Source organism: Bacteroides sedimenti (assembly GCF_040365225.1).
GTDB lineage: Bacteria > Bacteroidota > Bacteroidia > Bacteroidales > Bacteroidaceae > Bacteroides > Bacteroides sedimenti.
In genome coordinates this window covers 1,565,341-1,581,037 of record NZ_AP028055.1, presented here as the reverse complement: position 1 = coordinate 1,581,037, position 15,697 = coordinate 1,565,341, and the positions used below count along the sequence as shown (strand labels likewise).

Below are 15,697 nucleotides of genomic sequence, written 5' to 3'. Positions count from 1 at the left end.
ATTAATTTTTTATTTATATTCAACTTAATTATTTAACAGCGGTGTTAATGGAAGGGTAAAAAAATTAAGTTTGCAACCTTCTTAATATTACTAACACATTTTCATCCCTTCTTTGTTCAATAAAAGCCTGATAATCTTTTCCAATTGATTCGGTTACTTTTTCTACAAGCGGGTGTGCCAGAAAAGCAAATACGTTTAGTGAAACAATATCCAGAATTAAATTGAACGGATCGATGGGAGCGATGTTTCCTTTTGCAATCTCATCGTTAACTTCCGTTTTTATTTTGTCCACGAATCCGGAGATTTCGGGAGTTGCCATATCACAAAGCTTATCAAGTCTTTCTTTGTTCGTAATAAACTCGCTTAAGATAAAAAAAGGTAGCTTGGGGTTCTCTGCCAGGAAGTTAAAGTGCTCTTCAACGATGAAACGGATCTTCTCTGTAAAGGGAAGTTCCTCATCCACCTTTGTTGCAAATGAAGCAATTAGGATACTCATTTTTTTCTGAAACACCTGATTGAACAAGTTCTCTTTCGTGCGAAAATAGTAATGGAGCATCGCATGGTTTACTCCGGCTATTTTGGCAATTTCGGTAGTCTTGGTCAGGGCATACCCTTTATCCAGAAACTCTTTTTCAGCAGCTTCCAGAATTGCCTGTTCCGTATTAATCTCTTCTTTCTCTTTCATAATAACATTAGTGTTTAACATCATTGTTAATTGCATGCAAAACTATATGCTATTTTTGATATAACCAAAATAAATCGAATATTTTTTCTTTTCTTATAATAAAAAAGTATTGATTTTCAGTATGAGTAAGATTGTAGATGTTCATTTAGAAGAGTTTTCTTCTGATATTTGCTGTTAAACTAGAACAATTTGAAACATTCATCTTATCTTATTTGTTTTTATAAAGATGAAGTGGATATCTTAATAAATATAAGCTTTATGCAGTAATCAATATATTTACTAAGTGGAGAGAAAATTTTAAGATTGAGGCGAGCTAGATGCTTCTTCACTGGTTTAAGGAAATTATGTAATTGAGATATGTTGTTAGGATAACAATGAAGTTAAGTTTTTGAAAAGTTGTTAGTTGTAACAACATTCTGGGAAAAGTAAGAATATCCTTCCGTAAAGGTCAACTTTACAACTTTTCCTGTCGACTCCTGCCACCTTCTTTTAGAAGCTGGCGGGAGTTATTATTTAAAAGTGAATGATTCAAAATAGGTCAGCTCTTTTCAATCAATATGCTATTGATTCTTTTTGTTAAGTGGATAACATACTTTCATTTTTTTAAGCACATTGCTTTATTCTAAAGGATTAATACAGATTAATCAATCTACTATCACATATCAACCTGTTTATTTGTATATTAATGTGCTGTTGTGCGTAATGATAGAATGATAATGTGCGCCGTGAAAATATTGTTTAGTACTGAAAATTATGATTTTCCTATTCGATTAAGTATTTCATCCAGCATTTCAAACTGCATTTTATGAATTTGTAAGACATCCTGCTGTTCGTTAATTATCAGATGATCGATTTTTTCTTGTAACATCCTGATTTCCATTTCTGATTTTAAATTCACCATGTAATCTTTTTTAGCTCTTTTCCGGTCTTTCTCTTCCTGTCTGTTCTGGCTCATCATAATAACAGGTGCCTGGATAGCCGCCAAGGCTGACAATATCAGATTCAACAAAATAAAAGGATATGGATCGAATCCTTTATTTGCAAACCAATATAAATTTATGCAAATCCAAACAGCCAGGAAAATACAGAAGGAAATAATAAAAGTCCAGCTACCTCCGAAAGAGGCTACTAAGTCAGCTACTCTTTGTCCAAAAGTAATGGGCTGTTTTTCGTCATCATCTAATTTATCGCTCAGAGTAGTTTTGTCTTTCAAAGAATTCAAGACTTTATTTTCTAGCTCTGTCAATTCTCCCACCTGTTTAACAAGAGTGGCTTCAATATACTTCCCTCTATAAACATTAAGTTCACTAAGTGATAAACATTTATTTTCTGTAAATTGCGGGTACTCCTTTTGGATAAGATTCATAATAGAATTTCTCACAAATTTGCCTGAAATTTTTTCAGAAACGGGAAATTCGTTTCCTGATAAGTCGCTGTAAAATGTTTCCATATCCGATTTATATTATCTTTTTCTGAAAATCCTTATTCTTGTATTGATATCATACATTCTCCCTTCTTCAAATTTTTAAAGGAAACAATATACTGCACTGAATTGTTTTATGAATATTTTTTTATAGTAAAATAAATTACGGGGTATATAATTTATATATCCATGCAGAAAAGGTTTATTGTAAAGCAGAGCAATCATTGTTGCTTTGATGTTCTGCAATAAATATTCTGATTCAGTATAAATGTTGATATCACTTTTCAAATCAGCTTCTTTTACCACTGTTGAATCTTTTTTGATGTAAAAAATTACATTACTTGCATATGTAAATAATACTTTTTTATTTCTTTTTGACCTTAAATGGGTTTGGATGATAACTTTCTTCTAGTTGTAGGATGTAAATAGGAGAGGCGCTTAAAAGTTCGGGATAAATGAGTGAGAATAAATAAAAAACTCCTGCAACTCTATTCGGTTACAGGAGTTTGATATAGCGTCTTGTACTACAATTATAACGGTTTAAAACATATATGCAAAACCTACAGCAATATTCTCGCCACTTAAGCTTAAGCCAAAAGACTTGCCTGGATAAGGATAGTTTTTCTGATAGCCCAGAAAACCGATTTTAGATATGAACTTAAATCTTCCGGCCACTTTAATAGCAACGCCTGGTCTAAATCCAGCCTCAAATCCTGTTTTGGTCTCAAATTCATCCTTATATTCAGATTTTACTTTGGATAAGCCGATTCCACCATCAATAAACAAACTGATAATTTCCTTGTCAAAATAGGTATAGCGTGCATATGGAGCTATTTTATATTCTTTTTCCAGTTGAACATCACCATTGTTTTGTCTGTTCTGACTATAGCCTACCGATGCTCCTATTCCCCATTTTTCAGTAAGTTCGTAGGTGAGCTCTGGAGCGACTTCAAAAAATGTGGTGTTTCTGTCTGTATTGCGCCAAAAGTTTGCTGTTCCGCCTATTTCAAATTTCTGAGCGTAAGAAGTGAGACTTGTTACTGTCAGAGCAATAAATAAAATTATTTTTCTCATTATTGATATATTAATTATGTTAGTGTGTTTGTATAAAAGCAAAAATCCCCGTAGCCATCAGACTACAGGGATTTTAATATAGTTGATTAGCTTAAATTACTTAGCCAAAGCAGTAGCGATATCAACAGCTACAGCAACTGTACAACCTACCATTGGGTTGTTACCAATTCCTAAGAATCCCATCATTTCTACGTGAGCAGGAACAGATGAAGAACCAGCAAACTGAGCGTCAGAGTGCATACGACCCATAGTATCTGTCATACCATAAGAAGCAGGACCAGCAGCCATGTTGTCTGGGTGAAGTGTACGACCTGTACCACCACCAGATGCTACAGAGAAATATGGTTTACCAGCTAATGTACGTTCTTTCTTGTATGTACCTGCAACTGGGTGTTGGAAACGGGTTGGGTTAGTAGAATTACCAGTGATTGATACGTCTACGCCTTCTTTCCACATGATTGCTACACCTTCGCGAACGTCGTCAGCACCGTAGCATTTAACTTTTGCACGAGGACCGTCAGAGTAAGCGATTTCACGAACTACGTTCAGTTCGCCAGTATAATAATCGAATTGTGTTTGAACATATGTAAACCCGTTGATGCGAGAGATGATCTGAGCTGCGTCTTTTCCAAGACCGTTCAGGATACAGCGCAACGGCTCTTTACGTACTTTGTCAGCTTTAGCAGCGATTTTGATTGCTCCTTCAGCAGCAGCGAATGATTCGTGACCAGCAAGGAAAGCGAAACATTTAGTTTCTTCACGAAGCAACATCGCAGCAAGGTTACCGTGACCGATACCTACTTTGCGATCCGCGGCTACAGAACCCGGGATACAGAATGCCTGCAAACCAAGACCGATTGCTTCAGCAGCTTCAGCAGCATTTTTGCAACCTTTTTTGATAGCAATGGCAGCACCTACTACGTAAGCCCATTTTGCATTTTCAAAACAGATAGGCTGAGTCTCTTCACAAGTCATATAAGGATCAATTCCGGCAGCTTCGCAGATAGCGTTTGCTTCTTCAATGTCTTTGATGCCGTTAGCGTTCAAAGTTTCGATGATACCTTTGATACGACGGTCTTGACTTTCAAATTTTACTTCTCTAATCATAGTTTCTTTTCCTCCTTATATTATTCGTGACGTGGATCAATGTGTTTAACAGCTCCCTGTTCAGCAGTGAAGCGTCCGTAAGTACCGGTTACTTTCTTCAATGCTTCGTTAGCATCAGTACCTTTCTTGATTTCGTCCATGAACTTACCCATGTGAACGAATTCGTACCCGCAAATCTCATCATTCTTGTCAAGAGCGATTGTCTTGATGTAACCTTCTGCCATTTCAAGGTAACGAGGACCTTTAGCTAAAGTTCCATAAAGCGTACCTACCTGGCTGCGCAGACCTTTACCTAAGTCTTCCAGACCAGCTCCGATAATCAAACCACCTTCAGAGAAAGCAGATTGTGTACGTCCGTAAACGATCTGAAGGAAAAGTTCACGCATTGCTGTGTTGATAGCATCGCAAACTAGGTCAGTATTCAATGCTTCGAGGATTGTTTTTCCTGGAAGAATTTCTGCTGCCATAGCTGCAGAGTGAGTCATACCTGAACAACCAATAGTCTCAACCAATGCTTCCTGAATAATACCTTGTTTAACATTCAGAGTTAATTTACAAGCACCTTGTTGAGGAGCACACCAACCAACACCATGTGTTAAACCTGAGATATCTACAATTTCTTTTGATTTTACCCATTTGCCTTCTTCTGGTATGGGGGCTGGTCCGTGATTTGGACCTTTTTGTACAACACACATGTGTTCTACTTCGTGTGAATAAGTCATATTAGCTCTTTTTTACGTATTAAATAAAAAACTCGTAACCTCGATTTTTTCAAATCGAACGCAAAGTTAGTTCTTTTATTCATTTTCGCAAAGTATAAATAATCACTTTTTTGTAAATAAGGAATTAATGGGGCAATTCAAATTGTCTTTTGTAATGTGTAGGTTGCATTTTCTTTTTATTTTATCCAGAGCCTTATTGTTTCAGGGGATTACCTGTTCGAACGAAGAAATATATTTTAATCTATTTTCCTTGGATAATTTACCCAATAATCACTATCTTTGACAACTCAAAAAATAAGAAATAAATGGCTACAACAATCGAAGTTTCGGATGATGTCCTGAAAGAGGCAGCTTCACTTGGCATGGATGAGTTTATCAGTGTCTTTACCAAAAAATATTTGGAGGTGATAGGAGGTAAACTGAATGCGGAAACGATGGAACTGCTTAATGGATATCAGCACTCCTTGCTGGCTTATCATTTCTTTCGTGAAGAGGTGATGGAAGGAGGCTTTGTGCAGCTGATTCAGAATGGGTACGGTGGATACATCTTTGATAATCCGTTTGCAAAATCCATGAGAATGTTCGGTGTCGAGGGATTCTCTAAACTGATCTATAAGGCAAAGAAAATTTATGATGCCAACAAAGAAGATCTGGAAAAAGAGAGGACGGAAGAGGAATTTATGGCCATGTACGAACTATATGAAGCTTTTGATGATCTGGAAGAGGAATTTCTGGATGCTGAGGAGGAGGTTACAGCTACAATCGCAGAATTTGTTGATGATCATTTGGAAGAATTCGCAATAATAAAATAATTGGGATGCAGTATTAATGAAAATGTGTCGTTTTCAGATTACAGTCAAATGAAATTCAAACTAAAAAAACACGAAAATGAAGAAAATTAAATTTATTGTTTTATGTTTTGTCTTGGCTTTAATGCCTTTTTTATCATCATGTATTAAAAACGATGACAATAATAATTCTGTAAATAATTCTGGATTTGCAAGAGTCGTACAAGGTTATCTGGGAGGTTATACATTGCTTGCTGATAATGGAGAGACACTGATTCCTTCGGAAGAATCTATTGCTATATTGAATGCAAATGGAGTTACCTTAGACGGAATAGACAGAGCTTTTATACAATATAAATTCACTAATCCTGAAGAACTAAACAGTCAGTCTTCTTTGGACCCAGATAAGCAGATATACCATATCAGTCTGAATTTTATTGTTAGCATTGATCATCCGGTAGCTCAAGTTACCAAAGGGGCTGAAAATGATTCCATCAAATCAGATCCTATTATCCAATTGAGCGGATTTACTCAAACGGATTATGCTTTAGTTAATAATGGTTATCTGACAATTGCTCCCATGTATAATATAAATAAAGTACGTCATTACTTTACTTTATTCCATTATGAAAATCAGGAAATCGGAAGAAGTGAAAGTTCTGCGGATCCTGATACTTTGAATCTTTATTTAAGTCATAATAAGAACGGAGATACTGGTATGGGAACTCCTTCAAATGTGCTGGGATCCAGCTATCCATCACTTTATTTTATGTCTTTTAATATTAAAAATGTGCTGAATAATATAAATACAAATAAAAGCAAACTCATTATCAATATTAATACAACGGAAAACGGAGGGGCAGATGATACTTACAAGAAAACCTACTCTGTGAAATATGATCTAAACTGATTTGAATTACAAGAATTTATTTAAACAAGTAAAAATATTAATTTCCTCTCCTGCCAAGGCATGGGAGGAAATTAGTTTAGAAGAGGATAGGCGAAAGGGCATGGCTGCTTTTGTCTATCCTATGATTGGTTTATGCGGTATGGCTGTTTTTGCAAGTGTGTTTATATATAACATCGGCAGTGAGGATCTCACCACAAACCAGTTATTTCAGTTAGCCATGACTCGTTGCTGTGCTGTGTTTGTGGCATTCTTTGCAGGTTTTTTCCTGGCGGCTAAAACAATCTGTAAAATGATGCGTGGCATGTTTCGTTTAGATTGCGATATCCATCATGCTGAACAATTAGTAGGGTATGCAATGGTTGTGCCTTTTGTTCTAAAAATTATCGTTGAACTAGTTCCTGCCTTCTATATACTCAGTATAATATTTCAGTTCTACATTATTTATATAATCTGGGAAGGAGCTAGAGTATTGTTGGGCGTAAATGAAAACAAAAGAACCTGGTTCTCTGTTTTTACTTCCATAGTGATAATATTATGTCCGTTTGTCATTGAACGGATCTTTAATAAACTGACATTCCTTTTGAACTAACGAATGAAACAAGCTCCTGTTAATATAAAAAATAAACGTGCCACTTTCGATTATGAGTTGGTGGAGACTTTTACAGCCGGTATTGTCCTTACGGGTACTGAAATTAAATCAATCCGTTTGGGAAAAGCTAGTCTGGTAGATACTTTTTGCTTTTTCTCACGTCAGGAACTATGGGTGAAAAATATGCATATTGCAGAGTATTTTTATGGATCCTACAATAACCATGTGGCTCGTCGTGATCGTAAATTATTGCTTAGTAAAAAGGAGTTGCGAAAACTTGAGAGAGCCACTAAAGAGACTGGATTTACCATTGTTCCGATTCGTATGTTTATCAATGAAAAAGGGTTGGCAAAAGTTGTGATAGCCTTGGCAAAGGGTAAGAAACAATATGATAAACGTCAGTCATTGAGAGAAAAAGATGACAAACGTGAAATGGATAGAATGTTTAAGAAATAAGGATGAAAGACTTTCCTGCACGACTCTTGAAATGTGTTAAGTCCGCACTACCCAAAGCGGGAAAAACCAGTCTCTGGTTGTTGAAAATTATACTTCCGGTTTCATTGATTGTGCGTTTTTTGCAATATTCAGGCGTATTAAGCTATCTGGCTGAGTATATGAATCCGCTTTTTCACTTCATCGGATTACCGGGAGAAACGGCAATTGTTTTTTTAACCAGTATTTTCTTGCCGTTGTATGCATCGATTGCTGTGATGACTTCGCTTACTATCACTTTAAGAGAAGCGACCATCCTTTCTATCATGTGTTTGCTTGCGCATAACCTGCTTGTTGAAAGTGCCGTTCAGAAAAAGACGGGTTCTTCTTTCTGGTGGATGTGTACCTTGCGCATTGGAATGGCCCTTATTGTGGCATTTGCGCTGAACTTGATTATGCCACTTTCTAATGAGCATTTTGAGGTGGTTACTCAACCTGAAGTTTTTACATCTGCAATGCAAGTTCTGAATGCTTGGTTTAATACTTCCGTAACACTGATTATCACTATAGTATTTATTGTCTCTGCACTAATGATACTTCAGAAATTACTAGAAGAGTATAATCTTTTTGAGGTAATATCTCGTCCATTAAATCCATTTATGCGTTTCTTTGGAATGTCTGGCCGTACCTCCTTTTTATGGATAGTAGGAAATGTTGTTGGTCTGGCATATGGTGGGGCTATCATGGTTGAACAGACGGAAAGCGGAATCATCAGCCAGAAAGATGCAAATGTGCTGAATCACCACCTAGCTATCTCTCATTCAATGCTTGAAGATACTCTTTTGTATGGTGCTTTAGGTATTAGTATGGGGTGGATTCTTTTTACACGTATGGGGTTTGCCTTTTTGGTAGTATGGTGCTTACGTCTGCTAGATCTTCCTCTGGTGAAGAAATGCACTGTGTAATATAAAAATATAAATAATATATAAATGAAACCAACCATTCAACAGTTAGTTTCCGAGCGCATCCTGATTTTGGATGGAGCTATGGGCACAATGATCCAACAGTATAATCTGCGAGAAGAAGATTTTCGTGGTGAACGTTTTGTTCATATTCCCGGACAGATGAAAGGGAATAATGATTTGCTTTGTCTAACTCGTCCTGATGTAGTTCGAGATATTCACCGAAAATATCTGGAGGCTGGTGCAGATATTATTGAAACAAATACTTTCAGCTCTACTACGGTTTCTATGGCTGATTATCATGTACAGGAATATGTACGAGAAATAAATCTGGCTGCCGCTGCTATCGCTCGTGAGGTGGCTGATGAATATACTCGTTTGAATCCGGATAAACCCAGATTTGTGGCTGGTTCTATAGGACCAACTAATAAAACATGTTCGATGTCGCCCGACGTGAATAATCCGGCTTTTCGTGCATTGACGTATGATGAACTGGCAGTTTCTTATCAGCAACAGATTGAGGCTTTGATTGATGGGGGAGTAGATGCTATCCTGATTGAAACAATTTTTGATACGCTTAATGCAAAAGCAGCTATCTATGCCGCAGAGAGTGCAATGGAGACAAAAGGAGTGAAGTTGCCAATCATGCTTTCGGTTACTGTTGCCGATACAAGCGGACGCACTCTTTCAGGACAGACTCTGGATGCTTTCTTGGCCTCTGTACAACATGCTCCTATATTCTCAGTAGGGTTAAACTGTTCATTTGGGGCCAAACAGCTGAAACCTTATCTTGAAGGTCTGGCCGCTCGTGCACCTTATTATATTAGTGCATACCCTAATGCTGGTCTTCCAAACAGTTTGGGTAAGTATGATCAGACTCCTGAGCAGATGGCAGAGCAGGTTAAAGAGTATATTGAAGAAGGATTGGTAAATATAATAGGTGGCTGCTGTGGCACCACCAATGAATATATTGCGCAGTACAGTGCTCTGATTGAAGGCAAGGTTCCTCATAAACCTGTTCTGGCTCCCCATTGTATGTGGCTTTCCGGACTGGAATTGCTTGAAGTAAAACCAGAAATCAATTTTGTGAATGTAGGTGAACGTTGCAATGTGGCAGGTTCCCGAAAGTTTCTTCGTCTGATAAATGAAAAGAAATACGATGAGGCTCTTTCCATTGCTCGTGCTCAGGTGGAAGATGGGGCTTTGGTTGTTGACGTGAATATGGACGAAGGTTTGCTTGATGCCCAGGTGGAAATGACTACTTTCCTGAACCTGATTGCTTCAGAGCCAGAAATAGCTCGTGTACCGGTGATGATTGACTCCTCAAAATGGGAGGTGATTGTTGCCGGATTGAAATGCCTGCAGGGTAAATCAATTGTAAATTCCATCTCATTGAAAGAGGGTGAGGAAGTGTTCCTGGAGCGTGCCCGTACAATTAGAAAATATGGAGCCGCAGTTGTGGTGATGGCGTTCGACGAAAAAGGACAGGCTGATACCTGTGACCGGAAGATTGAGGTATGCGAGCGTGCCTATCGTTTGCTGGTGGATAAAGCTCAGTTTAATCCGAATGATATCATCTTCGACCCCAACGTGTTGGCTATTGCAACGGGAATGGAGGAGCACAACAATTATGCGGTCGACTTCATTAATGCTACTGCCTGGATTAAGAAGAATCTTCCCGGCGCACATATCAGTGGTGGAATCAGTAATCTTTCATTCTCTTTCAGGGGTAATAATTATATTCGCGAGGCTATGCATACGGTATTTCTCTATCATGCCATTCAGGCAGGACTTGATATGGGGATTGTGAATCCGGCTACAGCTGTTATGTATACCGATATTGAACCGGATTTACTTGTGAAGATTGAGGATGTAGTGCTTAATCGTCGTCCAGATGCTGCTGAAATATTAATAGAAACTGCTGAAAATCTTAAAAATACTGCTAAAGATGCTGGTCAGTCGGAGGTAAAACATGATGCTTGGAGAGATGAAAACGTCAACGAACGTTTGAAATATGCTTTAATAAAGGGCATTGGAGACTATCTTGAAGAGGACTTGGCCGAGATTATTCCTCTTTATAAGAAAGCGGTAGATATTATTGAAGGTCCGTTAATGGCTGGAATGAATACAGTAGGTGAACTTTTTGGAGATGGTAAGATGTTTCTTCCGCAGGTGGTAAAAACTGCTCGTACAATGAAGAAGGCTGTGGCAATTCTTCAGCCTCTTATCGAGGCAGAGAAAAAGGAGGGTTCCTCTTCTGCTGGAAAGATGCTTATTGCTACGGTTAAGGGAGACGTTCATGATATTGGGAAAAACATTGTTTCGGTAGTTATGGCCTGCAATAATTATGAAGTTATCGATTTAGGTGTGATGGTTCCTGCTGAAGTAATCGTGCAGCGCGCAATTGAGGAGAAAGTTGATTTTATCGGATTGAGCGGTTTGATTACACCTTCTTTGGAAGAAATGGTGCATGTAGCTTCTGAACTTCAGAAGGCAGGGGTGGATATTCCTCTGATGATTGGTGGTGCAACAACCTCTAAATTGCATACAGCTTTGAAAATTGCACCGGTATACCGTGGAATTGTTGCTCATATGAAAGATGCCGCACAGAATGCATCGATTGCTGCACGGTTAATAAATACTGAAGCACGGAAAGTTCTTGCTGAGGAACTTTCGAAGGAATATGAAACTCTTCGTCAAAACAATCTTCTTAAAAAAGAAGTAGAAACAGTATCTATTGAGGAGGCTCAGAAAAATAAGCTTAATTTGTTTTAAACAAAAAAGTTCAGAATAATATGTATACCTTTTATTATACATCTCCGGTTGGTGTCCTTGAAATACGATCGACAGAGTCACATATCACCCAACTGCAGTTTGCAGAGGCTGCCGGGATAGCTTCCAAAGTGATACCTGAAGTATTACGAGACTGTATTCGTCAACTTGACGAATACTTTGCCGGATGTCGACACGACTTTACGCTTCCATTAGCAGTACAGGGAACTTCTTTCCAACAATCGGTATGGAAGGCTTTACAGACCATAAGCTATGGTCAGACTATCAGTTATAGGCAACTAGCTGAAAGAGTTGGAAACCCAAAAGCTTGTAGGGCAGTAGGAAGTGCAAACGGACGAAATCCGATTGCAATTATAATTCCATGTCATCGGGTCATTGCTGCTGATAATAAGTTGGGAGGTTATGCTGGTGGACTTGATATAAAGACCAGATTGTTACGTCTGGAAGGAGTGACTCTTTTCTAATTGTGCGTGCTCTGAATTTTATGACTTCTCATAATTAAACGCGATGATTTTCAATAGACCCTGATGCGTTTTATTTAGTTTTCTGTTGATAATAGGTCTGTTAGGTCTTTAATTTTAATATAAAAATGAATGGCGACTAAATATTTTCTAAAAATATTTAGAATATTATCTAAAACTATTCTTGTTAATAAATAAAATTAATATATTTGCGGTAATATTACAATATTCAATAAAATAGTACCATGAATAACCTACATGAAATTGCCGCGCAGTTCAAAACCTGTGGAGTTGTCGATCAGATTCTGCCATTGGGGGCTGGCCTTATTAATGATTCTTATGAAGTAAGGACAGCAGGAGATGATTGTCAGAACTATGTTTTGCAGCGGATAAACCACGCTATTTTCCAGGATGTCGAAATGTTGCAGAATAATATATTTGCTGTAACTACTTTCATCCGTAAGAAGCTGGAACAACAGAATGAAACTGATTTGGACCGCAAGGTGATTACCTTGGTTCCAACAAAAGACGATAAACTCTATTATTTCGATGGAACAAGCTATTGGAGATTAACTCTCTTCATAGCCAGTGCTATAACAAAAGAAACCGTTGATGCACCTAACTCATATACTGCAGGTGTAGCTTTCGGTAATTTTCAGGCAATGCTGGCTGATATTCCCGAAAAACTGGGCGAAACAATTCCCGATTTTCATAATATGGAGTTTCGGTTGAAGCAGCTTCATGATGCTGTTGCAGCAAATGCAGCAGGTCGTTTGTCTGAAGTTCAATATTTAATCGATGAGATTGAAAAACGTGCTGAAGAGATGTGTAAAGCAGAACGTTGGTATAGAGAGGGAAAACTACCTAAACGCGTTTGCCACTGCGATACCAAAGTAAACAACATGATGTTCGATAAGGACGGTAAAGTTCTTTGCGTAATCGATCTTGATACTGTAATGCCTAGCTTCATCTTTTCTGATTATGGAGATTTCCTCCGTTCTGCTGCTAATACCGGAGCAGAAGATGATAAAAACCTGGAAAATGTGAATTTCAATATGGAGATATTCAAAGCCTTTACTAAAGGTTATTTGGAGTCAGCTCGTTCATTCCTTCTTCCCATAGAAATTGAAAATCTTCCATACGCAGCGGCATTATTCCCATATATGCAGCTGGTTCGTTTCCTGGCCGACTATATCAACGGAGATACATATTATAAAATACAATATCCGGAACATAATCTCGTTCGCTCAAAAGCACAATTTAAACTGCTTCAGAGTATCGAAGAGAAGTTCCCGGAAATGGAAGAATTTATCAAAAGCTGCCTGTAATTTCAGGGCAGCGTTTCTTTATCTAACAACACACAACAAACAACAGCAGGGGATAATCCAATCGGATTATCCCTTTTTCTTTATCAGGTTTATAGTAAAATTTCGGTTGTTAATTTCAATGATAAACGATATTGTCCAGAACAATTTGCTAAAATCTTGATGTAAAGCAACAAATGTAATGCTTATTTCTGGTGAAAATGATTGCACAGTTCCTTTTGCTCATTAGCACAATAAATGAAATTCGAAGTCGTGCAATGCACTAATACTTATTTAAAATTGTATGAATAGTCATAGTAAAGTTCCGAAAAGCAATGCGAGGATTATATGCAGATCCTTCTTTCGGTAAAGAGGGTTAATGCTTGATTTTCTTCTTGTAAACCTTATAACGAGAATTAATGTCGCGAACGAAGTTATAGGTTTCAATACCACGAAAATATCCGTTTCTACATACAGGATCGGTAAAGAACTCTTCGTTGCTTTTTAGCAGGATATAATGCTCTACATTGTTGTACCAGACAAACTTTTTTTTACCATATTTATCAGCCAGCGCCATTGCGTCATAAATATGTCCTACGCCAGCATTATAGGCTGCAAGGATAAAGTTCTGCCGCTCGTTTTTATTGGGAATCATGCACAGACTTTTATTGATGGATTGAATATATTTCACAGCAGCTTTTACACTTTCTTCAGGATCTTCTTCGTGCCCTGAAGGCATACCCATAGCTCTTGCTGTTGCTGGCATCAGTTGCATCAATCCTTTAGCTCCCGCCCACGAAACGGCTCTTGGGTCGAAGTTCGATTCATTGTAGGCTAGCGAAGCAAGGAGCCGCCAGTCCCAATCAATCATCTTAGCATACTTTTTAAACAGTTTATCATACCGGGATATTTTTCCGGTTTGGATTGAGAGAATAGGAGAGTGTACCATTATTTTGCGAGTCTCAAAATAACGTTTTGTACTAGCAATATAATCAGAAGAATTGATGCTTTTCTTATACCATTCGTTAGCGGCTTTTGCCAGGAACGGACAATCCTTTCTTACTGCCCAAGATGAGCGCTGATCAAAACTGACAGCCAGTGATATGTCAATATTTGAATAATAGGTAGCATTCAATCTGGCCAGGTCATTGTCGCATACAGTATAGTGTATCTTCCCTTCTGAGACCTGGTCAATCAGATCTTCCATCGTTATACTGTCATTATCATCTTTATGAATTTTGATACCTCCACCCAGTTCTTTGTCCAGATTCACCAATCGGTCGTAATACTTACCTGGTTTAACATAAACATCTTTTCCTAACAGTTGAGTCACATCTGTCAAAGGTTCTATTTTACTATCATCTCGTTGTACAATCACTTGATGAGTAATTACTTCCAGTCCGCAGTAGGTGAGGCTGTCTTTCATGGCCTTGGTAAAAGGTAGGCTGTAGGCAATCATATCCCCTTCACCATTTTTTAGTTTCTTCACCAGCTCAGGAATATTCTTGGCCACCTTAACTTTAATTTTGAGTCCCAGTGATTTGGCGAACTGCTGGCTTACTTCGTACTGAAACCCCATTTCCTGACCACGATAGATAAAGTAGGAGGTTGAGCTATAAAGAGTTAAAACTACCAATTCCCCTCTCTTTTTTATCATTTGAAGATCATTAACTTCTGCTTTTTGCTTAGATTTATGCTCTTTTTTGCAGGCGGTTAATGATAAAATCAGTAGGAAAAAGGTAAGGATTCTATAGTTCATAATTTCTTTTATTTATCCTGTTCAATGTTTTTTTCGATAAACATCGTCAATATATCAATAGCAACCTGGTTATTTCCACCTTGCGGAACAATCAGGTCAGCATATCTTTTTGTTGGTTCTATAAACTGCTGATGCATAGGCTTCAATATACGTGTATATCTCTCCATTACCATTTCGGCAGTACGCCCCCGTTCCACGATATCCCTGTTTATTACACGAATAAGTCGTTCATCCGGGTCGGCATCAACAAACACTTTCAGATCCATTAAGTTACGTAGTTTTTCATCACATAAGGCTAGAATTCCTTCAACGATAATTACCTCTCGTGGTTCAATGTGAATGGTCTCAGGTTGACGCGTGCATGTTAGGTAAGAGTAGGTTGGCTGTTCAATGCTGTTTCCTTTTTTCAGCATCTGAATATGTTTGGAAAGTAATTCCCACTCAAAAGAATCTGGATGGTCGAAGTTGATAAATTGTCTTTCTTCTACTGGAACATGACTACTATCCTTGTAATATGAGTCTTGAGGAAGTAAGACTACTTCATCCTTGGGCAGGCTTTCAAAAATTTTTCGAACTACGGTTGATTTTCCGGATCCCGTTCCACCGGCAATTCCTATTATTAACATGTATTTAGATTGTAATTTAAACAAATAACTTAATTTTGTGCACAGTTCATAAATAGAACTAG

The 15,697-nt window shown here is 37.8% G+C and carries 15 protein-coding genes; 8 read left to right on the top strand and 7 right to left on the bottom strand.

Annotated features, from left to right (window positions below; translation table 11 throughout):
* Positions 1–64 precede the first annotated feature (64 nt).
* The 5 genes from ABWU87_RS06430 to ABWU87_RS06410 form a co-directional block, all read right to left on the bottom strand.
* Positions 65–685 carry a TetR/AcrR family transcriptional regulator gene (locus ABWU87_RS06430; RefSeq protein WP_353334164.1) on the bottom strand — a complete coding sequence of 207 codons (621 nt, stop codon included), beginning with the start codon at positions 683–685 and terminating at the stop codon, positions 65–67.
* 751 nt (positions 686–1,436) lie between these two features.
* The gene (locus ABWU87_RS06425; protein WP_353334163.1) at positions 1,437–2,135 is read right to left on the bottom strand and encodes a DUF1003 domain-containing protein; all 699 of its coding nucleotides are present in this window, start codon (positions 2,133–2,135) and stop codon (positions 1,437–1,439) included.
* Positions 2,136–2,648: 513 nt separating this feature from the next.
* Positions 2,649–3,182: an outer membrane beta-barrel protein gene (locus tag ABWU87_RS06420; RefSeq protein ID WP_353334162.1), complete on the bottom strand. Its 534-nt coding sequence runs from the start codon at positions 3,180–3,182 to the stop codon at positions 2,649–2,651.
* 96 nt (positions 3,183–3,278) lie between these two features.
* Positions 3,279–4,289 (bottom strand): GGGtGRT protein, encoded by a 1,011-nt coding sequence (locus ABWU87_RS06415; protein ID WP_353334161.1) that lies wholly within the window; start codon positions 4,287–4,289, stop codon positions 3,279–3,281.
* Positions 4,290–4,309: 20 nt separating this feature from the next.
* Positions 4,310–5,011 (bottom strand): iron-sulfur cluster assembly scaffold protein, encoded by a 702-nt coding sequence (locus ABWU87_RS06410; protein ID WP_353334160.1) that lies wholly within the window; start codon positions 5,009–5,011, stop codon positions 4,310–4,312.
* 305 nt (positions 5,012–5,316) lie between these two features.
* Between ABWU87_RS06410 and ABWU87_RS06405 the strand changes: the two genes are divergently transcribed.
* The 8 genes from ABWU87_RS06405 to ABWU87_RS06370 all read left to right on the top strand — a co-directional run bounded on the left by ABWU87_RS06405 (position 5,317) and on the right by ABWU87_RS06370 (position 13,274).
* On the top strand, positions 5,317–5,823 hold the full coding sequence (locus tag ABWU87_RS06405; protein ID WP_353334159.1) for a DMP19 family protein: 507 nt from the start codon (positions 5,317–5,319) through the stop codon (positions 5,821–5,823).
* A 76-nt stretch (positions 5,824–5,899) separates the two neighbouring features.
* Positions 5,900–6,709 carry a NigD1/NigD2 family lipoprotein gene (locus ABWU87_RS06400; protein ID WP_353334158.1) on the top strand — a complete coding sequence of 270 codons (810 nt, stop codon included), beginning with the start codon at positions 5,900–5,902 and terminating at the stop codon, positions 6,707–6,709.
* A gap of 1 nt (position 6,710) precedes the next feature.
* On the top strand, positions 6,711–7,298 hold the full coding sequence (locus tag ABWU87_RS06395; protein ID WP_353334157.1) for a YIP1 family protein: 588 nt from the start codon (positions 6,711–6,713) through the stop codon (positions 7,296–7,298).
* 3 nt (positions 7,299–7,301) lie between these two features.
* Positions 7,302–7,754, top strand: a complete 453-nt coding sequence (smpB, locus tag ABWU87_RS06390; RefSeq protein ID WP_353334156.1) for an SsrA-binding protein — start codon at positions 7,302–7,304, stop codon at positions 7,752–7,754.
* Positions 7,755–7,756: 2 nt separating this feature from the next.
* Complete coding sequence (locus tag ABWU87_RS06385; RefSeq protein WP_353334155.1) at positions 7,757–8,695, top strand: nucleoside recognition domain-containing protein; 939 nt, start codon at positions 7,757–7,759, stop codon at positions 8,693–8,695.
* Between the two features lie 24 nt (positions 8,696–8,719).
* Positions 8,720–11,467, top strand: a complete 2,748-nt coding sequence (metH, locus tag ABWU87_RS06380; protein ID WP_353334154.1) for a methionine synthase — start codon at positions 8,720–8,722, stop codon at positions 11,465–11,467.
* Between the two features lie 20 nt (positions 11,468–11,487).
* Positions 11,488–11,949 (top strand): methylated-DNA--[protein]-cysteine S-methyltransferase, encoded by a 462-nt coding sequence (locus tag ABWU87_RS06375; protein WP_353334153.1) that lies wholly within the window; start codon positions 11,488–11,490, stop codon positions 11,947–11,949.
* Positions 11,950–12,191: 242 nt separating this feature from the next.
* The gene (locus ABWU87_RS06370) at positions 12,192–13,274 is read left to right on the top strand and encodes a phosphotransferase enzyme family protein (RefSeq protein WP_353334152.1); all 1,083 of its coding nucleotides are present in this window, start codon (positions 12,192–12,194) and stop codon (positions 13,272–13,274) included.
* Between the two features lie 352 nt (positions 13,275–13,626).
* Here ABWU87_RS06370 and ABWU87_RS06365 read toward each other — a convergent pair whose 3' ends face one another.
* Positions 13,627–15,009 (bottom strand): transglycosylase SLT domain-containing protein, encoded by a 1,383-nt coding sequence (locus ABWU87_RS06365; RefSeq protein ID WP_353334151.1) that lies wholly within the window; start codon positions 15,007–15,009, stop codon positions 13,627–13,629.
* An 8-nt stretch (positions 15,010–15,017) separates the two neighbouring features.
* Positions 15,018–15,635 carry a uridine kinase gene (gene udk / locus ABWU87_RS06360; protein ID WP_353334150.1) on the bottom strand — a complete coding sequence of 206 codons (618 nt, stop codon included), beginning with the start codon at positions 15,633–15,635 and terminating at the stop codon, positions 15,018–15,020.
* Positions 15,636–15,697: the final 62 nt, after the last annotated feature.